Source organism: Xanthobacter sp. BG11Y11_SDJG, assembly GCF_057364445.1.
In genome coordinates, this window is record NZ_JBNFNU010000820.1 from 1 (window position 1) to 726 (window position 726).

Annotated in this window: 1 protein-coding gene; it reads right to left on the bottom strand. The window is 68.9% G+C overall.

Features of this window, described 5'->3' with window-relative positions; all coding sequences use genetic code 11:
* A partial coding sequence (locus AC2W7M_RS26750) for a DUF3300 domain-containing protein (RefSeq protein ID WP_486136238.1) occupies positions 1–726 on the bottom strand: 726 nt, incomplete at both ends.

Here is a 726-nt window from a genome sequence, read left to right on the forward strand (position 1 = left end):
CAGGGTCCCGGCCCCCAGGCCGGCGGCCGCGTGCCGGGACGCCAGCCCCAGTGGGGCGGGCGGCGCCAAGCCGGCGGCACCACCCACACCGTGTTCCAGCCGCGATTGTTCCAGCCCCAGCGGTTGTTCCAGTACGATCCCACCGCCACGCCGGTGCCGAACAGCAGCGCCCCGGTGGCGAAGGTGGTGAAGGCGCTGGAGCTGTCATAGGTCGGCACATAGATGCGCTCGGGATCGGCCGGAGCGATGTAGATCACCTCGCGCCCGCCGCTCTGCCGGGTCGACACGACCTGCTGCTCGTTGCTCTTCAGATTCCCCACCTTTTCCGCCTTGGCGCGCAGCATCTGGATCACGTTGGACACGTCCTCCGGCTGGTTCACGAAGGCGTAGCCGATGGATTCGGTCCATTCCATGTGATCGGCGAGCTGGGCGATGACGTCGGGAAAGCGCGCCAGCGCCTTCACCGAGGAATCCCACGGCTTCTTGTCGATGGCGGCGAAGTTGCGCGCGGCGACGGTCCGCGGATTGCCTTCGATCCATGTGTCGGCGGCGACGATCTGGTCCGGGAAGGCGGCGGCGGGCATCAGGATCGCCAGCAGCGGATCGGGATAGAGCGCGATCGGCCCGAAGATGTATTCGAGGTCCGTCATCGAATAGAGCTGGGCATTGGCGGCAGCCGCGGCCTCGGGCGGCTGCGGCGGCACCGGTGCGCTGGGCGGCGGGGGC